The organism is Flavobacterium profundi, assembly GCF_006491645.1.
Lineage (GTDB): Bacteria > Bacteroidota > Bacteroidia > Flavobacteriales > Flavobacteriaceae > Flavobacterium > Flavobacterium profundi.
The window spans coordinates 58,212-80,966 of sequence record NZ_VDCZ01000004.1; the positions used below are offsets into that span (position 1 = coordinate 58,212).

At 31.4% G+C, this 22,755-nt stretch carries 21 protein-coding genes; all 21 read left to right on the top strand.

The window, feature by feature from the left end:
• Window position 1: 1 nt before the first annotated feature.
• The 21 genes from FHG05_RS06990 to FHG05_RS07090 all read left to right on the top strand — a co-directional run bounded on the left by FHG05_RS06990 (window position 2) and on the right by FHG05_RS07090 (window position 22,737).
• Window positions 2–1,468, top strand: a complete 1,467-nt coding sequence (locus tag FHG05_RS06990) for a glutamate synthase subunit beta (RefSeq protein WP_140997303.1) — start codon at window positions 2–4, stop codon at window positions 1,466–1,468.
• Between the two features lie 44 nt (window positions 1,469–1,512).
• The gene (locus FHG05_RS06995) at window positions 1,513–1,884 is read left to right on the top strand and encodes an MmcQ/YjbR family DNA-binding protein (RefSeq protein ID WP_140997304.1); all 372 of its coding nucleotides are present in this window, start codon (window positions 1,513–1,515) and stop codon (window positions 1,882–1,884) included.
• 36 nt (window positions 1,885–1,920) lie between these two features.
• Window positions 1,921–2,670 carry a PH domain-containing protein gene (locus FHG05_RS07000; protein ID WP_140997305.1) on the top strand — a complete coding sequence of 250 codons (750 nt, stop codon included), beginning with the start codon at window positions 1,921–1,923 and terminating at the stop codon, window positions 2,668–2,670.
• A 173-nt stretch (window positions 2,671–2,843) separates the two neighbouring features.
• Complete coding sequence (locus FHG05_RS07005) at window positions 2,844–3,257, top strand: response regulator (RefSeq protein ID WP_140997306.1); 414 nt, start codon at window positions 2,844–2,846, stop codon at window positions 3,255–3,257.
• Window positions 3,258–3,260: 3 nt separating this feature from the next.
• Window positions 3,261–3,803 (top strand): heme NO-binding domain-containing protein, encoded by a 543-nt coding sequence (locus FHG05_RS07010; RefSeq protein WP_140997307.1) that lies wholly within the window; start codon window positions 3,261–3,263, stop codon window positions 3,801–3,803.
• Between the two features lie 4 nt (window positions 3,804–3,807).
• The gene (locus FHG05_RS07015; RefSeq protein WP_140997308.1) at window positions 3,808–6,498 is read left to right on the top strand and encodes a PAS domain-containing protein; all 2,691 of its coding nucleotides are present in this window, start codon (window positions 3,808–3,810) and stop codon (window positions 6,496–6,498) included.
• A 3-nt stretch (window positions 6,499–6,501) separates the two neighbouring features.
• Window positions 6,502–7,635, top strand: coding sequence for an FIST signal transduction protein (locus FHG05_RS07020; RefSeq protein WP_140997309.1), 1,134 nt, complete (start codon window positions 6,502–6,504; stop codon window positions 7,633–7,635).
• On the top strand, window positions 7,635–8,666 hold the full coding sequence (locus tag FHG05_RS07025) for a sensor histidine kinase (RefSeq protein ID WP_140997310.1): 1,032 nt from the start codon (window positions 7,635–7,637) through the stop codon (window positions 8,664–8,666). The genes FHG05_RS07020 and FHG05_RS07025 overlap by 1 nt, the downstream gene beginning before the upstream one ends.
• Before the next feature lies 1 nt (window position 8,667).
• The gene (locus tag FHG05_RS07030) at window positions 8,668–8,985 is read left to right on the top strand and encodes an Hpt domain-containing protein (RefSeq protein ID WP_232338062.1); all 318 of its coding nucleotides are present in this window, start codon (window positions 8,668–8,670) and stop codon (window positions 8,983–8,985) included.
• A gap of 10 nt (window positions 8,986–8,995) precedes the next feature.
• Entirely contained in the window at window positions 8,996–9,709 is a 714-nt protein-coding gene (locus FHG05_RS07035) for a LytR/AlgR family response regulator transcription factor (protein ID WP_140997311.1), read from the top strand.
• A 406-nt stretch (window positions 9,710–10,115) separates the two neighbouring features.
• Window positions 10,116–10,418 carry an STAS domain-containing protein gene (locus tag FHG05_RS07040; RefSeq protein ID WP_140997312.1) on the top strand — a complete coding sequence of 101 codons (303 nt, stop codon included), beginning with the start codon at window positions 10,116–10,118 and terminating at the stop codon, window positions 10,416–10,418.
• Window positions 10,419–10,439: 21 nt separating this feature from the next.
• Window positions 10,440–10,742, top strand: a complete 303-nt coding sequence (locus FHG05_RS07045) for an STAS domain-containing protein (protein ID WP_140997313.1) — start codon at window positions 10,440–10,442, stop codon at window positions 10,740–10,742.
• A gap of 287 nt (window positions 10,743–11,029) precedes the next feature.
• Window positions 11,030–13,402, top strand: coding sequence for a GumC family protein (locus tag FHG05_RS07050; RefSeq protein ID WP_140997314.1), 2,373 nt, complete (start codon window positions 11,030–11,032; stop codon window positions 13,400–13,402).
• 5 nt (window positions 13,403–13,407) lie between these two features.
• The gene (locus tag FHG05_RS07055; RefSeq protein ID WP_140997315.1) at window positions 13,408–14,790 is read left to right on the top strand and encodes a lipopolysaccharide biosynthesis protein; all 1,383 of its coding nucleotides are present in this window, start codon (window positions 13,408–13,410) and stop codon (window positions 14,788–14,790) included.
• Window positions 14,791–14,810: 20 nt separating this feature from the next.
• Window positions 14,811–16,271: an O-antigen ligase family protein gene (locus tag FHG05_RS07060; protein ID WP_140997316.1), complete on the top strand. Its 1,461-nt coding sequence runs from the start codon at window positions 14,811–14,813 to the stop codon at window positions 16,269–16,271.
• Window positions 16,272–16,344: 73 nt separating this feature from the next.
• Window positions 16,345–17,334, top strand: a complete 990-nt coding sequence (locus tag FHG05_RS07065) for a phosphoribosyltransferase family protein (RefSeq protein ID WP_140997317.1) — start codon at window positions 16,345–16,347, stop codon at window positions 17,332–17,334.
• Window positions 17,335–17,344: 10 nt separating this feature from the next.
• The gene (locus FHG05_RS07070; RefSeq protein WP_140997318.1) at window positions 17,345–18,547 is read left to right on the top strand and encodes a glycosyltransferase; all 1,203 of its coding nucleotides are present in this window, start codon (window positions 17,345–17,347) and stop codon (window positions 18,545–18,547) included.
• A 6-nt stretch (window positions 18,548–18,553) separates the two neighbouring features.
• Window positions 18,554–19,729 carry a glycosyltransferase family 4 protein gene (locus FHG05_RS07075; protein WP_140997319.1) on the top strand — a complete coding sequence of 392 codons (1,176 nt, stop codon included), beginning with the start codon at window positions 18,554–18,556 and terminating at the stop codon, window positions 19,727–19,729.
• Window positions 19,713–20,927: a glycosyltransferase gene (locus FHG05_RS07080; RefSeq protein ID WP_140997320.1), complete on the top strand. Its 1,215-nt coding sequence runs from the start codon at window positions 19,713–19,715 to the stop codon at window positions 20,925–20,927. The genes FHG05_RS07075 and FHG05_RS07080 overlap by 17 nt, the downstream gene beginning before the upstream one ends.
• Entirely contained in the window at window positions 20,918–21,532 is a 615-nt protein-coding gene (locus FHG05_RS07085; protein WP_140997321.1) for an acyltransferase, read from the top strand. Before FHG05_RS07080 ends, FHG05_RS07085 begins: the two co-directional genes overlap by 10 nt.
• A gap of 11 nt (window positions 21,533–21,543) precedes the next feature.
• On the top strand, window positions 21,544–22,737 hold the full coding sequence (locus FHG05_RS07090; protein WP_140997322.1) for a glycosyltransferase family 2 protein: 1,194 nt from the start codon (window positions 21,544–21,546) through the stop codon (window positions 22,735–22,737).
• The last annotated feature ends 18 nt before the right edge of the window (window positions 22,738–22,755 follow it).

Here is a 22,755-nt window from a genome sequence, read left to right on the forward strand (position 1 = left end):
TATGGGAAAAGCAACCGGATTTTTAGAATATGAACGAGTAAATGAAAACTATTTAAAAGTTGAAGAAAGACTTAAAAATTACAAAGAATTTACAATTCCATTAGAGGAAAATAAATTAAAGACTCAAGGCGCGAGATGCATGGATTGTGGTATTCCGTTTTGTCATAGTGGGTGTCCTTTAGGAAATCGTATACCCGATTTTAATGACAAGGTGTATAAAGGAAGGTGGAAAGAAGCAGCTCAAATTTTACATTCAACAAATAACTTTCCCGAATTTACAGGTCGTTTATGTCCAGCTCCTTGTGAAGAGGCTTGTGTTTTAGGAATTAATGAAGACCCTGTAACAATCGAAAATATTGAAAAAAACATTATAGAAACCGCTTTTAAAGAAGGTTGGATTGTACCCAAACCACCTCAAAATAGGACAGGCAAAAAAGTAGCCATTATTGGTTCTGGCCCATCAGGTCTAGCGGCTGCCCAACAATTGAATAGAGCAGGACATTGGGTAACTGTTTTTGAAAGAGATGCTAAAATAGGAGGTTTATTACGTTATGGTATTCCTGATTTTAAATTGGAAAAACACATTATCGATAGACGTTTGCAAATTTTGGAAGCAGAAGGAATTACTTTTCAAACAGTAGCACATGTTGGCCAAAATATAAGTGTAGAAACAATTAAAGCTAGTTTTGATGCAGTTTTATTATGCGGTGGTGCAACGGAAAGAAGAAGTATGCCTGTCAAAGGAATTCATTTAAAAGGCATTCATCAAGCCATGGATTTTTTAAAATTAAACAATCAATATGTAGATGGTTTGGTTCCTTTTGACGAAATTATCTCAGCAAAAGATAAGAAAGTAATTGTAATTGGAGGTGGAGATACGGGTTCAGATTGCATTGGAACGAGTAATCGTCATGGAGCAGTATCGGTTGCTAATTTTGAAATTTTAAGTAAGCCTTCTGAAGGGCGCCCTGCACATCAACCTTGGCCTTATTGGCCTATGAAATTAAAAACCACTTCATCTCATCAAGAAGGAGTAGAGCGTTTTTTTAGTATTTCAACCAAAGAATTCATAGGAGATAAAAATGGAAACGTAGTCGGATTAAAAACCGTTGAGGTCGAATGGGTTTTTAAAGATGGAGAACGACCTCAATTAATTGAAATTCCAAATACAGAAAAAGATTGGGATTGTGATTTAGTCTTGTTGGCTTTAGGATTTGTAGGTGCTGAAAAAACGTTAGCTGAACAGTTTGGTGTTGAAATGGATTTTAGAACTAATATTAAAGCTTCTACGAAAGATTATGCTACCAATGTAAAAGGAATTTTCTCAGCAGGCGATATGAGAAGAGGTCAATCGTTAATTGTTTGGGCCATTTCAGAAGGAAGACAAGCTGCCTATCATATAGATAAATATCTAATGGGGACTTCTCTTTTGCCTTTAAAAGATGAAAACGATTTGCCAAGAATTTAAAGGTTGAACATTTTTTAGTACTTTTATTCCTTTAAATTGAAAGAATGAATATTCAGCAGTTATACGAATATTGCCTTTCTAAAAAAGGAGTTACAGAACATTTTCCCTTCGACGAAGATACATTGGTATTTAAAGTGGGTGGGAAAATGTTTTGTTTAACCTCATTACAAAATTGGGAAAAAGGCAATCCCTCATTAAATCTGAAATGTGATCCTCAAAAAGCAATTGAGTTAAGAGCTACATATGAAGCCATCCAACCAGGGTATCATATGAGTAAAAAACATTGGAATACCGTGTTTTTTCATAATGACGTGGCTACAAAAATGATGGTCGAATTGATCAATCATTCCTATGATTTGGTTTTCGAAAGTCTTCCAAAAAAAATCAAACAAGAAATAGAAAAATTAGAAAATTAGCCTTTATCTTTGTTTATCTACTAAAGTTTTCCAATTATGTTAGACCACTTAAAAAAAATTTTAAACGAAGATCAAGATCCAAAAGCGATAGAGAAAATCACTTCAAAATTAGAAAATTTAATCATGACTAATGAAGAAGTAGGGTATATTGCAGTTCAAAAAAAACCAGCAATTACTATTTTTCCAGATAGTATTGTGGTTACCAATAAAAGAATCATTCTTTGTAAACCTAAAAATTTAGGCTTGTCGATGGAATTTGTAGATTATGATTGGGCTGATATTGAAGCAGCGTTTGTAAAAGAAGGAATCTTGGGTTCTGATTTTACTTTGAGTACCAAAACGCAACTCACACAAACCATTGATTATTTACCCAAAAATCAAGCGAGAAAACTCTATACCTATTCCAAAGAACAATTGGATATTTTTAAAAATAAAGAAAAGAATACTTTTGTAAATAACATCCGAATATTCGAAGATAATTCAGAACTTTTAAATAAAGTAGAAGACGTAGAAGTGAATGGTTTGGAAGAAGATAGTATTCCAAATCAAATTGAAGAAGCTGTAGTGGAAGAAGTAATCGATTTTGCTGATATATTACCAGTTCCTCATGAGGAAAGCAATTTTACAATTACAAATGAATTAGAAAAAAAAGAAAAAAAAGTAAGTGAATTATCACAAGAAGAGCTTTTTGAAAAACTCCAAAATTATAAAAGACTACTCGATAATGGCTTAATTTTGCAAGGAGAATATGATAAGTTGAAATCAGAAATTCTAAAATACATGTAATACAATATAAAAACTAAAGCTTATTTTTAATAAGCTTTTTTTATGCCATTCGTCTACACTTTTTTTCCATTCGTCTATACTTCTTTCTTTCTAATCGAAAACAAAATAAGGGAATTGATTTTGCTTTTAATTTTGTTGTTGAATAAGTGTCTGCTATAAACAAAATAAAAAACATGACAAAATCTCTAAACATATTATTAATAGAAGATGATGCAATCGAAGTAATGAAATTTAACCGTGTAGTTAAAACATTAGGATTGAATCATAAAATTATTGAAGCGAATAATGGCGAAGAAGCTTTAACAATTTTAAAAGAAAAAGAAATCATTCCAGATATTATCTTATTGGATTTAAACATGCCGAAACTAAACGGAATAGAATTTCTTACTATCCTAAAGAATGACGAAATATTACAATATATTCCAGCTATTATTTTAACCACTTCAAGTAACCACAAAGACATGCTTGAATGTTATAAAATTGGTATTGCTGGATATGTTTTAAAGCCTTTAAAATATGAAGATTATACCGATAGAATCAAAAGAATGCTAGACTATTGGAGTATTACCGAACTCATATCACAATAAATTATGTACGGAATTGTAAATAAAGCCATTCAAGATTTAGTTACTTCTAATTTTGGAGAAGAGAAATGGGAAATTATCTTAGAGAAAAGTGGTATAGAAGAAGATTTTTTTATTAGTGGTGAAGCCTATGACGATGCGATCACTTTTAAATTAGCTCAAGCGGTTTCAGAAGAAATGAACCTGTCGCTACAAGAAGTGCTAATCGCGTTTGGAGAATGGTGGGTGGTGAAAACGACTAAGGAAAAATACGGTGGATTAATGGAATCTGGAGGAAGTACTTTCAAAGAGTTTCTAATTAATTTGCCTTTATTTCATAATAGAGTGATGTTAATTTATCCAAAATTAACACCTCCAGAGTTTAAAGTTTCGGATATATCAGAAAATAATCTTAACTTACATTACTTTTCAAAAAGAGAAGGATTGCAAGAGTTTGTAAGAGGTTTAATACAAGGTTTGGCTATTATGTTTGGCGTTTCCGCTACTATTACACTTTTACAAACAAGAGATTTAGGTGATAGTCACGAAATTTTTAATGTAAGTTGGTAAGCATATGCAAGATTTTCAATTCAATTTTAATGTTTCTAGTTTTAACGAAATTTTTCCTTTTTACATTTTAATTGATAAAGATCTACAAATTGTTAGTTTGGGTAAGAGTCTGCAAAAAATTATTCCCAGCTTAACAGAAAATAGTCTTTTTACAGAAGTCTTTTCGGTAGAACGACCACACATTCCTTCTTTTTCCCATGAAAATTTTAAGGACACTATTGAAACATTGGTTGTTTTAAAATCAAACCTAGATGCTACTATTTCTCTTAGGGGCCAAATCAATATACACAACGAACACTACCTTTTCATTGGAACGCCTTGGTTCAAATCCATGGAACATGTTATTGAAAAAAACTTAACGCTGCATGATTTTGCTATTTTTGATCCTTTGCTAGATTTACTTCATGTTTTAAAAAACCAAGAAATCAACAATCAGGAGCTTAAAGAATTGTTAGATACGGTAAATTCGCAAAGAAAAAAATTAAAAAAAGACAAAGAAGAATTAAATAAAATTTCTTTAGTTGCAAGTGCTAATAAAAACGGGGTCGTTTTTACGAATCCAATGGGTACTATTTTTTGGTGTAACCAATCTTACTTAGACTTAACAGGTTATACTTTAGATGAAATTATTGGGAAAACACCTGTTCAAATTGGTAAATGTGACTTATCGACACCCGAAGAGCTTCAAAAAATGGTTACTGCTTTTTTTAAAGGTGAGTTTTTTGATGTCGAAGGATATCACGCACACAAAAATGGACGACCGTTTTGGGCAAAAATAAAAGGGCAACCTGTTTATGATGAAAATAAAAAATTGGTTCAATATTTTGCCATTGTTGAAAATCATGATGATGAAAAGGAGCGTGAAGAACAGCTTTCAGTACTCTCTTCAATTGCTGAAAAAAATATCAATTCGGTTATTATTTGTAATAAAGATGGACTTATTGAATGGGTTAATGATAGTTTTGTGGAAATGTCTGGTTTTAATAAAACGGAACTCATCGGCAAAAAGCCAGGCCATTTATTACAAGGCACAGAATCGGATCCAGAAACGATTCAATATTTAGCAAATCAAATCCAAAAAGGATTACCCTTTAGTTGTGAAATTATCAATTATTCTAAAAATAAAAAGAAATACTGGGTTCGCATTCAAGGACAAGCGTTACACAATAAAAATGGTGAAATCATAAAATTCTTTGCCATCGAAGAAGATATAACACTTGAAAAAGAATTCAATCAACAATTAATTGAGTCTGAAAACAGACTAACATCGTTAATAGAAAATCTGCAATCGGGGATTCTACTAGAAGATGAAAATAGAAAAATTCAAATTGTAAATAAGAAATTCTGTACCATGTTTGGTATTCAAGTGGAACCCGAATTAATGAAAGGATTTGATTGTGAATTAGCAGCTCAAGAATCGAAACATTTTTTTAAAAACCCAGATCAATTTCTCGAAAGAATTGATGTTATTTTAAAAGATAAAAAAAATATCATTTCGGAAGAAATTGAATTAATTGATGGAAGAATTTTTGAAAGAAGTTTTCTTCCTATTTACAAGGAAGGTAAGTATGCAGGTCATCTTTGGAGTTATGACGATGTTACGCTTCAGAAAAGGTATAAAGAAAGCCTAGAAGCTGAAAGACAAAAATACAGTAGTATTATTGCAAATATGAACATGGGGTTACTAGAGGTCGATAATAATGATGTTGTTCTTTTTGCCAACCAATCCTTTTGTGAGATGAGTGGTTATACGCTATTGGATTTGTTAGGAAGTAAGGCTTCCGATTTAGTATTAACAGAGGAAGGGAAAACCATCATAAAAAATAAAAATACAATCCGAACCAAAGGGGTTTCCGATTCTTACGAAATTACTTCTAAAACGAAAACAGGCGACATTAAACATTGGCTAATTAGTGGCGCACCCAATTATAATTTAAATGGTGAAATTACAGGTTCTATAGGAATTCACTTAGATATTACGCAGCAAAAAAACCTAGAACTCCAAAAAGAACAGCTTTTAAAAAAATTAGAAAAGCAAAATGATCAATTAAACGAATACGCTCAAGTAGTTTCACATGATTTAAAATCTCCTTTGCGTAGTATTCATTCTTTAATCACGTGGATAAAAGAAGATAATGAAAAGGAGTTTAGTGAACAAACATCACAATATCTGAATATGATTGAGAGTAAAGTGGAAAAGATGGATCACCTAATTCACGGAATTCTTACCTATTCAAAAGTAAATACAGAAGAAGTAACTGATGAAAAAATTAGCATACAAGAGGTAGTCGAAAATTGTATTAACATTATTCATATTCCTGAAAATATTACAATCCAAATTGATAGTTATTTACCAGTCATTCAAGCAGATAAATTTAGGATGCAACAACTCTTTCAAAATATTATTAGCAATGCTGTAAATTATATTGATAAACCTGAAGGATTAGTAACGATAGCTTGTAAAGAGAATACGAATAGCTATGTTTTTTCTATTGCAGATAACGGACCAGGAATCGAAAAAGAAAATCAAGAAAAAATCTTTAAAATTTTTCAATCCTTTACGCAACACGAACAATCCACTGGGATAGGTTTGTCTATTGTAAAGCGTATTGTTGATAATTATGGAGGGAAAATTTGGATAGAAAGTGAATTGAAAAAAGGGACAACTTTTTTTATTAAATTACCTAAAAATTAGCGTATGAAAATTAATCAAGCCTATACTTTAGATGGAAAAAATTGGACGTATCTTCAAAAAAAAAGCACGCTGCAAAATCCTTTAGTTTTTGTGTTTGGAAATCGAATGGAATTGCAAAAAGAAGCAGTCATTGAGGCTGTTAGAAAAGAATTTCCATACGAACATTTAGTATTTGGTTCTACTTCTGGAGAAATTATAGATAGTAATGTGTTGGATAACTCGGTTGTCGTGACAGCCATTGAATTTGAAAAAAGCACGTTTGAAATTCGTACAGAAAATATATTCAATCATCATAAAGACGCTGAAAAATTAGGGGAATCTTTATATAATGCGTTACCTAAAGAAAATTTAAGACATTTATTTGTACTTTCTGAAGGGAGTTTTGTGAACGGAAGTTCTTTAATAGAAGGTTTGGAAAAAAACATTGAAAATGCAATTCCCATTTCTGGCGGTATGTGTGGAGATGATGCAAAATTTGAAAAAACATTGGCCTCTTATAAAGAAAATCCCAAAGAAGGTGAAGTCGTTTTAATTGGTTTTTATGGTGCTACATTAGAAATTTCATTTGCAAGTTTTGGTGGATGGACTTCTTTTGGCCCCGAACGTATTATTACAAAATCAGAAGCCAATATTTTGTACGAAATCGATGGCCAACCCGCATTGGATCTATATAAAAAATATTTAGGTGAAAAGGCACATCAGTTGCCACAAGCTTCTTTACTATATCCATTAAATGTAACTCCAGAAGGAAAGAAAGAACCTGTCGTTAGAACTATTTTAGGTATTGATAATGAAAAGCAATCGATGACTTTAGCAGGCGACGTTCCTGAAAATTCAAAAGTGCAATTAATGATGGCTTCAGTAGATGCTATAGCAGAAGGAGCGAATGAAGCAGCACAACGAGCGATGCAAAATAGAAAAACAGAACCACAACTCGCTTTACTGGTGAGTTGTGTTGGTAGAAAGTTAGTAATGAATCAACGAGTAGAAGAAGAGATTGAAAGAGTGCAAGAAGTGATAGGAAATACCACTGCTATAACTGGTTTTTATTCCTATGGCGAAATGGCTCCTTTTGCAAATAATACCTTTTGTGATTTACACAATCAAACGATGACATTAACCTTGATCAGTGAATAATGAAATCACTTTTAAAAAGACAAATTGATAAATTAATTCAAAACAATCCTGCTTTGTTAAAGGATTTAAAGCCTTTTTTAAACGCAGTAAATGATTCGTACGAAAATTATGAGGATCAATTAAGTATGTTGCAAAGAGCCATGAAAATAAGTTCAGACGAACTATTTGAAGCCAATAAAAAATTAAGAGAAGAAGCCAATAATCTGAAAGAAGTGAATCAGAACTTGTCTGCTATTTTGAGTGCAATGAACTTAGATGCTACAAAATTAGCCGATGAGAAAGAATTCAATCCAACCGAATATTTAAAAAAACAAGCCCTTGAAATTGTAGCAATAACAAACCAAAGAGAGGAATTATTGAAGAATTTGGAAATACAAAATCAAGAATTAAATGAATATGCTCATGTGGTTTCTCATGACTTGAAAGCGCCTTTACGAAATATAGATACTTTAATAAATTGGGTTATTGAAGATAATAAAGAAAGTATAGGAGAAAATGGTTTAACTTCTCTTTATCAAGTATTGTCGAATGTTGAAAAAATGGATTTATTAATTAAAGGGATATTAGATTATTCAACCATCGACAAGTTAGAGTCAGAAGACCGAATTTTAAATTTAAATCTAATTATTGATGAGGTCATACGAACACTTACTATTCCAAAAAACATCACAGTAATAGTTCAAGAAGATTTGCCTAAAATTTATGGAAATGCGTGGCGTTTTAAACAGGTTTATCAAAATTTAATTCAAAATGCCATTACGTATAATGACAAACCAGAGGGGAAAATTGAAATTGGTGGCAAAGAAATGCAACAATGTTATGAGTTCTTTGTAAAAGATAATGGAGTTGGAATTGCAGCACACTATTTTGATCGAATTTTTAAAGTATTTACCAAATTAGAAAGTAATACTTCTTCTTCTGGAATAGGCCTGTCTATCGTAAAAAAAATTGTAAATTATTACGATGGAGAAATTTGGGTCGAAAGTCAAGAAGGAGAAGGCACCACTTTTTTCTTTACAATTTCAAAATGATATGGAAAAACCTAACCTTACTTATATTGAACAGTTAGCAGGAGATAATTCAGAATTTAAAACCAAAATGATAGCTATTTTAAAGAAAGAATTGCCTGAAGAGATAGCCGTTTACAAGAGTCAAATGCAAAATAATAATTGGCAAGAAGCAGCACAAAGTGTCCATAAATTAAAACACAAAGTGTCTATTTTAGGTCTAGAAAAAAGTTACTATCTTGCTGAAACCTATGAAGAAAATTTAAAAAATAAGGTGTCAACGTTTCAAAATGAGTTTGAAATAGTTTTAGAAGCGATGTTAAATTTTGTACAAACATTATAAACAAACAAACATGAATTGTATTATTATTGATGACGAAGAAATGGCTAGAGTAATCATTGCACAAATGATTGATAATCAAAGCGAGTTAAACTTGATAGAAAGTTTTTCAAACGCAATTCAAGCCATAAAATTTTTGAATCAGAATGAGGTTGATCTTATTTTTTTAGACATTCATATGCCTGATTTTACGGGGTTTGATTTTATACAAACCTTAAAAAATCCTCCAAAAATTATTTTGGTAACTTCAGATAAAAATTTTGCCATTGAAGCTTTTGAATACGATTGTATCGTAGATTATTTAGTAAAACCAATAACAGAAGATCGCTTTCAAAAAGCCCTTCAAAAAGCTACTGCAACTGTGATGTCTAATTTTTCTAAAATAGCTACTAAGCAACCTGTTTCAGAGGATACAACCAAAGAGTTTTATGTCAATATCGACAGAAGATTGATTAAGATTGAATTTGAATCTGTTAAAGTCGTAGAAGCAAAAGGCGATTACATTCATATAAAAACCGATACTAAAAACTATATTGTACATTCTACGCTAAAAAAGATTGAAGATAAATTACCTAATCATTTATTTTTAAAAGTACACCGTTCTTTTATCATTAATACTCAAAAAATAATTGATATTGAGGATAATAGTGTACTTATAGGGAAAGAAGTCGTTCCCGTTAGTCGTGCCAATAGGCCCGAGTTAATGAAGCGATTGAATTTATTATAAATCCTTTGTCTACACTTTTTTGCCATTCATCGACACTTCTTTATTTTTTATCTATTTGATTTAAAGGTTGATATTTTTGTGCTTAGATTTGAATCATAATAAAATGTGAATGTAAAGCTAACGTTTTACTAAAAAAAGACATCAAGTAAGTCGGAATATGGATTAAATGATGTTATTAACCAAGAAAAAGCCGAAGGGACACCTTCGGCTTTTTTAGTTGCTATATAAAATAGTGGATTTAAATATCATTTTTTAAAAATCCAAACGATCCTCATATAAAGATTTTCTTTCTATCATTTCTTTACCTCTGTTGGTCTATACAAATCGGTAAGTTATCGAAAAGAACAGTAAATCAACTCATTCTACTGGATATTTGTACTATTATTAACTCTTAAAAGAAGAAATTATGGCACTACACATTACAAATAATCAAGGAATTTTTGAGATTAATGGCTTGTTGAATGCTACTAATACGGGTTTGATAAGTAACTATTTTGAAACCATTATTGATAAAGAAAAAATGATTACTATATCATTAGATAAAGTTAAAGATATTGATAAAGTAGCCGTAAAATGTTTAGGTACACTTTATAAAAAAGCCATTGTGAAAAATAAAATTTTTTACATTATTGGTTCAGAAAACAAGAAAGTACGGGATCAATTTAAAGAACAAAAAATGTTCTATGTTTTACGAAGAGATGTTTTTTAATATAAATTAAAATATACGATTATGGCACTACAAATTATACAAAACGCAGGTGTTTTAGAAATAAAAGGAGACTTAACGGCTCAAAACACCAATTCACTAAAAAATTATTTTGATGCATTATTTGTTCGATCTAGCTTTATTATGATATCGCTTAATGAAGTAAATGATATGGATAAAGCTTGTTTTAATTTATTAATGGATTTTTACCAAAAAGCAGTAGAAAAGAATAAAGTATTCTATATTATTAATGAATGTAATCTAAAGGTCGCACATTGGTTCCAATCCGAAAAAAAAGATTTTCTTTTACAAAGCAGAGCTGCGTAAAAGTCAGTTGAAAAATATTAGTAAGGTTTCTATTTCATGTGAAAACAAGAAGTAGGAGCCTTTTTCTTTATAGAAAATATACTACTCGTTTCAATTTTAATTTCAAATAGAATTGAAAAACAGTCAAACAATAGTAAAGAATCATTCAACTACACTTACGTTCAATTCGTCGAAATATACAGGTAAAAGCAAGCTATAGCAATTACTTTTGGTGTATGTTAATTCCTTGATTAAAAGAGGGATATGTTTAGAAAAAGAAAAAATGTTAACGAGTAAATAGTTGTAAAATGAAACTTATAGAATTTATAAAACTAATTTTAAAACACAAAGTACTACTTTTTGTGGCTCCCGTTTTAGCAGGATTATTAGCTGTTGTTTTGACGCACAATCCTAAACATACCTATTCTTCTAAAACCAAATTATATACTGGTTTAGCTTCAGGATCTTCAATAGATATGGATAAGTCTTTCAATTATTTTGCAACGAATATTGCTTTTGATAATTTAATTAATATTATCAATTCTAGAGAGACACAAGAAGAGGTTGCTATTCGTCTATTAAGCCAACACCTACTTTTAGAAAAACCAAACAGTAAGTTTATTGCAAAGGAAACTTGGGAAGAAATTAAACAAGATATCCCAAATGAAATTTACGATTATCTTGTAAAATCAGATTCTAGTGTAACGATTGGAAAAACCTTTTCTTGGGATGAAAAAATTGTCAATACGATTCCAGAATCTGTAGATAGTAGCGCTTATGAGGAAACAGTAGCGAATTTAATGCGTTTGATGAAACAAGACAATACCAATTTTGTATATGCTTTGTTAAATTTTGAACACCCTTATTATTCGTTAGAAGCATTATCAAAAGTAAAAGCGGTGCGTATTTCTACTAGCGATTTAATAGAACTTAGTTATGAAACTGACGATCCAGGTGTTTGTCAGCAAACTTTAGCTATATTCAATCAAGTTTGTATTAAGAAGTACAAGAATCTTAAAGAAAATGGTTCTGATGCGGTGATAAAATATTTTGAGGCACAATTAAATCAGTCTGAAAATAAGTTGAAAAACATTGAAGCGCTTCTTTTACAATTCAATCAAGAGAATAGTATCATCAATTATTATGAGCAAAGTAAAGCTGTTGCCAATGTAAAAGAAGAAATGGATGTAGAATATAGTAAAAAAAGAGCTGAACTGGCAGGATATGAAGCTTCCGCAAAAAAATTAGAACAAAAATTGGAAATTCAAGAATTGGTACAAGATAAAAGCAATACCATTTTGGATAACAAAAAACGTTTGGGACAATTGAATTATGAAATCGCGATGCGAGAGGCAAAATCTTCTGATTCTTCTTCTAATAAAGAAATAAAGAGATTAAAAGAGCAAGCCAATACACTTCAAGACGAAATAAAATCTAGTGTGTCCAAATTATATTCGTATCAAAATTCAGTAGAGGGTGTGCCCACTTTAAAGATTTTACCAGAATGGGTAGATAAAGTAGTTGAAGCTGAGAATATAAAAGCCAAACTAGAAGTGATGGATCAACGAAATGCAGCCTTTCAAAAACAATATGCCAAGTATGCTCCAGCGGGTGCCAACCTAAAAAAAATTGAAAGACAAATCAATGTGGCTGAACAAGAATATTTAGAAATTTTGCATGGCCTTAATTTGGCGAAGTTAAAATTTCAAGACACGCAATTATCGAGTAATCTTAAAGCAGTTGATCCACCCTATTTTCCTTTGAAACCAATGCCTTCTAAGCGTAAAATTGTAATTATTGCTATTGTTTTTTTAATTTTTGTATTGTTGTTAGCAAGCATCTTGGTAATGGAATTTTTTGATAATACGCTTAAAAATATTAAGATTAGTGAAGAAAAACTTAAAATTTCGGCTTTAGGAATGTTGGCCAAAGTATTTGTAACCAATGGTCAAATGGACTTAATTGGAATTCAAAATCGCTTGATGGATTTAATTATTCAAAATTTGAATCACGCGCTGAAGAGTACTCCTGAAATAAAAAAGCCGAAAGTCATTACTATTCTTAGTACCCAAAAAGATGAGGGTAAAACGGTTATAGCTACGAATATTGCAAAAAAACTTAAAAATGCAGGAAAATCGGTTTTAGTACTCAATCACTCTAATGTATTTAAGGAGGAAATCATTAGTAAAAAAAATCCACTAGTAAATGTATTAGGATATCAAGATCCAAGAATAGATTATGAACATCCTTTCTTAGAATCACCTTCTGATAGTTTGTTAGATTCAGAATATAAAACCTATAAAATTGATACTAACTTTTACAATGCAAAGAACTATAAAGACCTTACAATACAACTTGGAAATGATTTGCAATTGGAATACGACTATGTAATTATTGAGTTGCCTAATATTTTGGATACCAACTATCCTTCGGACTTATTGGTTGCAGCTGATTTAGTAGTACTTGTTTGTAGATCTAACAGATTATGGGTTAAAGCCGATGAAAATCTGTTACAGAATATTAAAGAGTTGGTTGCTAATAAACTACAGTTTGTTGTTAATGGAGTAGCGTTGGACGAAGTTGAGGCTGTATTGGGTGAACTACCTAAAAAACGCTCCAATCTTCGTAAAAGAATTAAGAATATGTTACGTTTTCAGGTTCATTCAAAAAATCACATATAGAAATTATGTTTACTTTCATTTTAAAAATCGTTAAAGAAGACAACTTTTTGTCTTTAATGGGGAATCTAATCCTTGCAGGTTTAGGATTTGCAGGCTTTGCTTTATTAGCCAGAAGTTTAGATACCGTACATTTTGCGCAGTGGGTTATTTTTATTTCCGGAGGATCATTAGTAGAAATGTTGCGCTTTGGTATTACAAATAATGCATTGGTTCGTTTTTTATCTGGAGCTTCAAAAGAATACAGTGAGCAATTAATTGGTTCGAATGTTCGAATTAGTTTTATAGTAACCTTTTGGATGGCGTTATTGCTTTTTTTAATTTATTTTTTATTTAATGAGACTATTTCTAATTCAGTGTATGCGCTTTTTTTTACTTGGTACCCTGTATTGGCTTTTGTGAATCTTCCTTGGAACAATGCGATGGTTGTTTTGCAAGCAAAAAGAAATTACGATAAGATGCTTTGGATTAAGACATTAAATAGTGGTCTCTTCTTTGTTTTTTTAGTGCTAAATATATGGATTTTTAAAGCGTCACTTTTAGATTTAATATTGGTTTTAATAGGTGTTAATCTCTTAACTTCTTTATTATGTATGTATAAAGGTTGGGACGGAATAGTACTATTTAAGAAAGCTACTAAAGCCACTAATAAAGTGTTATTAAATTTTGGCAAATACAGCACATTTACTTTAATTGGAACGAATTTGCTTCGCAATGCCGATTTACTCATTATCAGTATAAGTCCTTTGGGAAGTGCAGCTGTAGCTATGTTTAGTATTCCTTTAAAATTAACAGAGTTGCAGCAAATTCCTTTGCGAAGTTTTGCAGCAACCGCTTTTCCAAAAATGTCCAAAGCAAGTTTAGAAAAAAAACAAAGTGAGTTGAAATCATTATTTTATACCTATTCAGGAGCATTAACTTATTTCTTCTTTTTATTGTCTTTAATCACTTTTGTGTTTGCAGAATATTTTATTCTATTGGTTTCAGGAAATCAATATTTAGAAGGAAATCCTACTTCTTTTAATATGATTACTCTAGTTCGCATTTTTTCAATTTATGGTGTTTTATTACCTATAGATCGAATGACAGGTATAGGTTTAGATAGTATTAATAAACCGAATATTAATGCTCTTAAGGTAGTTTTTATGTTGGTAACCAATGTAATTGGAGACCTAATTGCTGTTTTTGTTTTTCAATCTTTAGAATGGGTTGCACTCTCAACATTAGCTTTTACTACTGTGGGAATACTTTTAGGAGCCTATTTCATGAATAAAGAATTTAATTTTTCATTTCTTGAAATTTTTAAAAGCGGAAACCGATTTTACTTATCTTTATGGAAACAGCTAATTTCGTTAAATAACACTCGTAAACTAATAAAGAATCAAGTGTAAACGGCTTTAATTCAAATTGTATGCATCCTTTTGAAAAACCATCTGGTTCCAATCGTTTAGCAAATGCGTATTCGCTACTCTTCATTTTGCTACTTACTTTTGTAATAAGTATGTTATTGGTCAAAACTGGGATAATTGGTTTTGTGGGTTGTATCGGTTTAATAATTACAGTCGGTATTGTCTATGCTATTTTCAACAATCCAAAGTTGGGAATCCTCTTATTGATTGTTTTAGGTTTTTTTGTAACTGGTTTAGCCAGATATGTCCCTTTAGCTTGGGGATTAACAATAGATGGTTTATTAATTTTAATCTACGTAGCTTTATTTTTTAAAGGATTTGCACACAAAATTCCTTGGGATAAAGCGAAATCACCACTTACTCTAGTAGTTAGCATTTGGATGGGCTATATTTTGCTAGAAATGGGAAATCCAGAAGCGCAAAGTAAAGAAGCGTGGTTTTATGCCATGAGAGGGGTAGCTTTATATCAGTGGCTATCAATTCCTTTGCTTTTTGTTTTGTTTAATAAAGAAAAAGATTTGAATACTTTTTTTATTATTTGGGGAATTTTATCTGTTTTAGGTACCCTAAAAGGATTTCAACAATTTGCTTTTGGTGTTGACCCATTTGAAAAAAGATGGTTAGATCAAGGAGGAGCAGAAACCCATATTCTTTTTGGTAAATTAAGAGTCTTCTCTTTTTATTCTGATGCAGGTCAGTTTGGTGCTTCTCAAGGTCATGCAGGAGTTGTATTTGGAATTTTGGCCTTATTTAAAAAAGACAATTTTAAATTAAAAGCCTTTTTCATTTTTGTGGCTCTAGCTGGTTTTTTTGGAATGCTTATTTCAGGAACTCGTGGTGCAATTGCGGTTCCAGCTTTAGGAGGAATTATGTTATTAATTTTAAAAAAGAATTTAAAAGTGCTTATCCTTGGAGCTATTTTAGGAATTGGTGTTTATATATTTTTTGCACATACTACTATTGGGCAAGGAAATGCTGAAATAAGGAGAATGCGAACCGCATTTGATCCAAATGAGCCCTCTTTAATGGTTCGGTTGGAAAACCAAAAAAAATTAAAAGGATATTTAGCGAGTAGACCATTTGGAGGTGGCGTTGGCGCAACTGGAAATTGGGGGCAACGTTTTACTCCGCATACTTTTTTAGCAAATACGGCTACCGATAGTTGGTATGTAATGATTTGGGCAGATACGGGTCAAGTAGGTTTAACGTATTATTTGCTGATGCTTTTCTTTATTTTGGGAACTGGAGCTTATCATGTAATGTATAAATTAAAAGACGAATGGTTAAAAGCTCAAATTGCGGCTTTAACCTGTGGAATGGCGGGAATTATGATGGCTTCTTATGGGAATGGTGTTTTTGGACAAATGCCAACTGGGATTCTTATGTATGTGGGAATGGTTTTCATGTTCATCTCACCAAAAATAGACCGTTGGAAACAAAAAACAACCATTCAACTACACTAAACTTCTATCCGTCGAAATACCAAGTTAAACCTTATTTTGTAACTGTAAGTTTGTACTATAAAAATATAGTATTATGAATTACAGAAGTTTAAATGATCTAAATAGTACAATTTTAAAACAATTGCACTTAATTCCTAGAGATATAGATCTTATCGTTGGTGTTCCAAGAAGTGGTATGTTACCAGCCAATTTATTAGCTCTATATTTGAATTTACCGTACACCGATATTCACTCTTTTATGAATGGATATATTTATCAATCTGGTGCAAGAAGACAGTTTATTACCGAGAAAGAGTATAAGAAAATCTTAGTGGTAGATGATAGTATTGCTTCAGGATCTGCCTTAAAAGAATGCAAAAGAGATTTAGCAGATTTTGAAACGAGGTTCGATATTCAATATTGTGTCATCTATTATACTCCAGAAAAAGGGAGATTAGCCGATTATGCGTTTGAAGCTGTGGCTACACCTAGATATTTTCAATGGAATATTTTTAATCATACTTCTTTGGAAAAGGCTTGTTTTGATATCGATGGTGTACTATGTGTGGATCCATCGGATGAACAAAATGACGACGGACCTTTATATCGAGATTTCTTGTTGAATGCAGTCCCATTGTATATTCCAAAATGTAAAATCGGGACAATAGTTACTTCTAGATTAGAAAAATACCGATCTGAAACGGAAGCTTGGTTGCAAAAGAATGGTATTCGTTATGATAAATTAGTAATGCTCAATTTGCCAGATATGAAAGCCAGACAAAAGGCTAACAATCATGCGCAACACAAAACCAAAGAGTTTCAATCAAAACCATACACCTTGTTTATTGAAAGTAATTTAGCTCAAGCCATTGAGATTAATAAAATTACGAAAAAGCCTGTTTTTTGCACAGAAAATTTTGAAATGGTTTACAACTCAGAATCATTGGTGTACAATATCAAAAGCGGGAAGTATTTTCCTTTTTTACGTCGTTTAGCATTAAAAATGAGATCTTTTTTGAGAAAGCAAAAAAATATTCCTGTTACTAAAAGAATGGCCTCTTTTTCTAAAAAGTATAATTTATAATACAAAAAATATGGAACTACTTGAATTCCTTTTAAAAGTTCTTGCCAATAGTATCTACACGTATTTTACTGCGTCGACAATATATGTTTTAGTGTTTGCAATTGCTGGATTTGGTTATAAAAAAAATAGAAATAATTCTGCTCGTAATAAAAGTAGCATTGCTGTTTTTATTCCAGCTTACAAAGAAGACGCAGTAATTGTTGAGGTTGCCAAAGAAGCTCTTAAACAGCAATATGAAGTTGAAAAATTTGATGTAGTTGTTATTGCAGATTCCTTAAAAAAAACTACTATACAAGCCTTAAAAGCATTACCAATTATCTTAATCGAAGTTTCCTTTAAGGAGAGTACCAAAGCAAAAGCTTTGAATCAAGCCCTATCAAAGTTGCAAAAAAAATATGATTATGCTTTGATACTGGATGCTGATAATGTAATGGAACCGAATTTTTTAAACAAATTAAACAATGCTTTTCAGAAAGGATATCAAGCTGTACAAGGTCATAGAAAGGCTAAAAATAGTAATACTTCTTTTGCTATTTTAGATGGTGCGAGTGAAGAAATAAATAACCATATCTTCAGAAAAGGGCATCGTGCTTTAGGTCTTTCTTCTGGTTTAATAGGGTCTGGAATGGGGTTTAATTATCAATTATTTAAATCCATCATGAAAGAGGTTAACGCAATTGGTGGATTTGATAAAGAATTAGAGTTTCAATTTGCTAAAAGAGGAATTGTTGTTGAGTATCTTAATGATGCGATAGTTTTAGATGAAAAAATTCAAAAAGCAAATGATTTTGCTGTTCAAAGAAGAAGATGGTTGTCAACTCAATTTATTTATTTGAAAAAATATTTTGTTACTGGATGCAAGGAACTTCTAAGAAATGGAAATATTAATTTATTCGATAAAGTTTTGCAAATGATTATTCCACCAAGAGTATTGCTTTTAGGAATTACTTTAATAATAGTCTTGGGTTATGGACTGGCTGTAGTTGCATTTGATTTTTCATCACAAATCATGCTTCAAAAATGGATTTTGAATTTATTACTTACAAGCTTGGCTTATCTTTTAGCGTTACCAAAATCTTTTTATCAATATACGACTTTAAAAGCATTGCTTTCATTGCCCAATGCCTTTTTTAAAATGCTACTCTTGCTTTTTAAATTGAAAGGTGCTAATAAAAAATTTATTCACACGACACATGGTATAACTCAAAATTAGAGGATTATGAGAATAGGTATAGAAGCACAAAGGTTATTTCGTACGCATAAACATGGTATGGATAGGGTAGCACTTGAATTAATTCAAAATCTACAGATAATTGATAAAGTAAATGAGTACTTTATTTTTGTAAAACCCGATCAAGATAAATCCGTAATTCAGGAGACATCTAATTTTAAAATTGTTGAAATTCCAGGAAATTTATATCCATGGTGGGAGCAGTTTAAATTACCCAAAGTAGCTAAATCATTACAGTGTGATGTACTTCATTGTACTAGTAATACAGCCCCTTATTCTAAAAATATTCCATTGATTACGACACTTCACGATATCATCTATATGGAAGGAAATCTGATGAAATTATTAACTAGTAAAGCTTCATTATATCAAAAAATAGGAAATTTATATAGAAGATGTATAGTGCATAGCGTAGTAAAAAACAGCAAAAAACTTATTACGGTTTCCAATTTTGAAAAAGAGAATATTACCAAGTTTTTTCAACTAGAAAATCACACAATTGAAACGGTTTACAATGGTGTAAATGAAAAGTTTAAAATGAATTTGGAAACGGAGTATTTAAAAAAATGTAAAACCGTTCACCAATTACCTGATAATTATGTACTTCATATTGCAAATAAAGACCCTAGAAAAAATACCTTAAGAGTTTTAGTTGCCTTTCAAAAATTCCTAAATCAATCCAAACTACCTTATAAATTAGTAATGTTAGGTTGCAAAGAAGAAGATTTAACTCTAAGCTTAAAAGAAATTAATGCTTTAAAACTTCGTGAGCATATTGTTTTGTTAGGCTATGTTTCAGATAATGATTTGCCAGCAATCTATTATTTTGCCGAACTCTTTTTATTTCCATCCTTGCGAGAAGGTTTTGGAATCCCAATTATAGAAGCCATGGCTTGTGGAATACCTGTAATTACTTCAAATACTTCTTCTATGCCAGAGGTAGCTGGTAATGCAGCTCACTTGGTAGACCCATTTAACACAGATGAAATTTGTGAAGGTATGATGAAAATAGTTTTGGATGAAAACTATAAAGGACTCTTAATTCAAAAAGGAATGTTACAAAGCAAAAAATTCTCTTGGGAAAAAATGGCTTGGCAAGTTTTGGAACAATACAAACAATTGTATAACGAAATAAATACTAAAGGTTATGATAAAAGGAAATGATATTGTTATAGTAGGTATTCAACCTTGGGATATCGAAATAGGAAGTAACTGCAAAAACATTGCTTTAGAATTCGCAAAAGAGAATAGAGTTTTATATGTAAATCCTCCTATGGATCGCATTACAAGAATGAAACTAAGAAAAGAGAGAAAAATTCAAAAGCGCATTCAAATTGCAAAAGGAGAAGTGGTTGATATAGAGCAAATAACAGAGAATTTATGGAATGTGTATCCTAAAGCCACAATCGAGTCGATCAATTGGATTGGTTTTCATAGCATTTTTAAAATTTTGAATAAGCGCAATGCCAAGTTGTTTTCAAATGATATTGTTTCCGCTGTATCTCGATTGGGTTTTTCAGATTTTATATTATTCAACGATAGTTCCATGTTTTTAGGACTTCATTTAAAAGAATTGCTTCAGCCAAAAGTCTATGTGTATTATATGCGAGATTATTTAGTGAAAGTGCCTTATTGGCAAAAACACGGTGAAAGAATTGAACCTGAAGTAGTGAGAAAAGCGGATGTACTAACGACCAATTCTGATTTTTTTGCTGCATTTGGACAACAATTCAACAAACATAGTTATATGGTAGGTCAAGGTTGTGATGTGTCGCAGTTTAGCGAAGAAGAAAATACGATTGAAATACCTGAAGATCTAAAACAAATTGCAGGTACTAAAATAGGTTATGTAGGTTCCTTAACTACGTTACGATTGGATTTGAATTTATTAGAATTTTTAGCAAAACAAAGAAAAGATTGGAATATTGTATTAGTTGGTCCTGAAGATCAGGATTTTAAAAACTCTAGTTTGCATCACCTTCCAAACGTTCACTTTTTAGGAAGTAAACCAAATTCTGAATTGCCAGGTTATGTAAAAGGATTTGATGTGGCTATTAACCCTCAATTAATCAACAATATTACGATTGGAAACTATCCAAGAAAAATTGATGAATATTTGGCTATGGGTAAACCAATTGTAGCTACTAAAACAGAAGCGATGAAAATGTTTAATGACTTTGTTTTACTAGCTTCCACCAATCAGGAATATTTGATTCAGATTGAAAGAGCTTTAGTAAATAATGATGATGAAATTGCAAAAAAAAGAATCGCTTTCGCAAAAAGTCACACTTGGACAAATAATGTAGATGCAATCTATAATGCAATAACAATTGCCACTAATAACAAAATACAATGGGACTAAAAGAGAAAATAAAAGGAAATGAGAAACTAAAAAAGTTAGTTCATTGGTCTATTTTGATTCCAAATCAAACCCGACCTAGATTATGGATCAAGTATTTGGTGAATCCCTTTTATCATAAGAAAGGGAAAGGAGCTTGTATCAGAAGAAGAACCCGTTTAGATGTGGTGCCTTGGAACAAATTTGAATTAGGAAAAGATTCAACTATTGAAGATTTCTCAGCAATTAATAATGGCGTTGGCCCTGTAATTATTGGACATCAAACTAAAATTGGGTTGAGTAATACTATAATTGGTCCCGTAACCATTGGTAATAACATTCGGTTTGCCCAAAACATTACTTTGTCAGGATTGAATCATAATTATCAAGACACCAATTTGCCTATTCATGAACAAGGGGTGTCAACAGCGCCAATTGTGGTGGAAGACAATAGTTGGATTGGTGCCAATGTGGTCGTGGTTGCAGGAGTTACCATAGGAAAACACTGCATTGTAGCGGCTGGTAGTGTGGTCACAAAAGATGTGCCGCCTTATTCTGTTGCGGTTGGTAACCCAGCTCGAATCGTAAAACAGTTTAATTTTCAAACCAATAGTTGGGAAAAAATTTAAAAAATAAGATTATGGAACTTTTAAAACTATTTTTTTGGGTATTGTTATTCATCATATGTTATACGTATGTGGGATACGGAATTGTACTTTTTGCTATTATTAAAATAAAAAGGTTTCTTAAAATAGGAGGGCCAAAAAAAATAAACTATCGTTATGAACCTGAAGTAACCTTATTTATAACCGCTTACAATGAGAAAGCATATGTAAGTGAAAAAATGAAAAATACTTTAGAATTAGATTATCCTAAAGATAAATTAAAAATAGTATGGGTAACGGATGGGTCAAATGATGGCACTCCAAAAATGGTAAATGCGTATGATAATGTAAAATTGTATCACTCTGATGAAAGAAAGGGTAAAATTGGAGCCATGAATAGAGGTATGCAATTTGTAGAGACACCTTTAGTTGTATTTAGTGATGCCAATACCCTATTAGGAAAAGACTCCATAAGACGTATGGTTAATTTATTTAGCGACAAAAATGTGGGTTGTGTTTCTGGAGAAAAGAGAATTTATAATCATAAAGAAGATACTGCATCTGGTGCAGGAGAAGGCTTGTATTGGAAATATGAATCGACTTTAAAAAAATGGGATGCCGAACTCTATTCGGTTGTAGGTGCAGCAGGTGAATTATTTGCTATTCGAACAGCTCTATACGAAACAATGGAAGAAGACACGCTGTTAGACGATTTTATTATTTCTTTACGAGTAGCTCAAAAAGGCTACACCATTCAATATGATCCTGAAGCTTTTGCAATAGAAACCGCTTCCGCGAATGTGAAAGAAGAGTTGAAACGTAAAATAAGAATTTCAGCTGGAGGTATTCAATCGGTTGTACGCTTAAAAAGCTTATTGAATGTTTTTAAATATGGCACACTATCATTTCAATATATTTCTCATCGTGTCCTTCGATGGACATTGGCTCCAATTTGTTTACTGCTTTTAATTCCAGTTTCTTTTATTTTGGGACAACAAGAAGGTTTTTTGTTCAGCAAACTATATGCAGCTTTATTTTGGTTACAATTAGGGTTTTATGTAGCTGCTTTAATAGGTTGGTTTTTAGAAAATAAATCTTTGAGAATCAAAGTTTTATTCATTCCATATTATTTTTTTATTATGAATCTTTCTGTAATCCTTGGTTTTTTCCGATTCCTAAATAACAATCAGTCTGTAAACTGGGAAAGAGCTAAAAGAGCCCATGTGTAGTGCTTTATATGAATTATA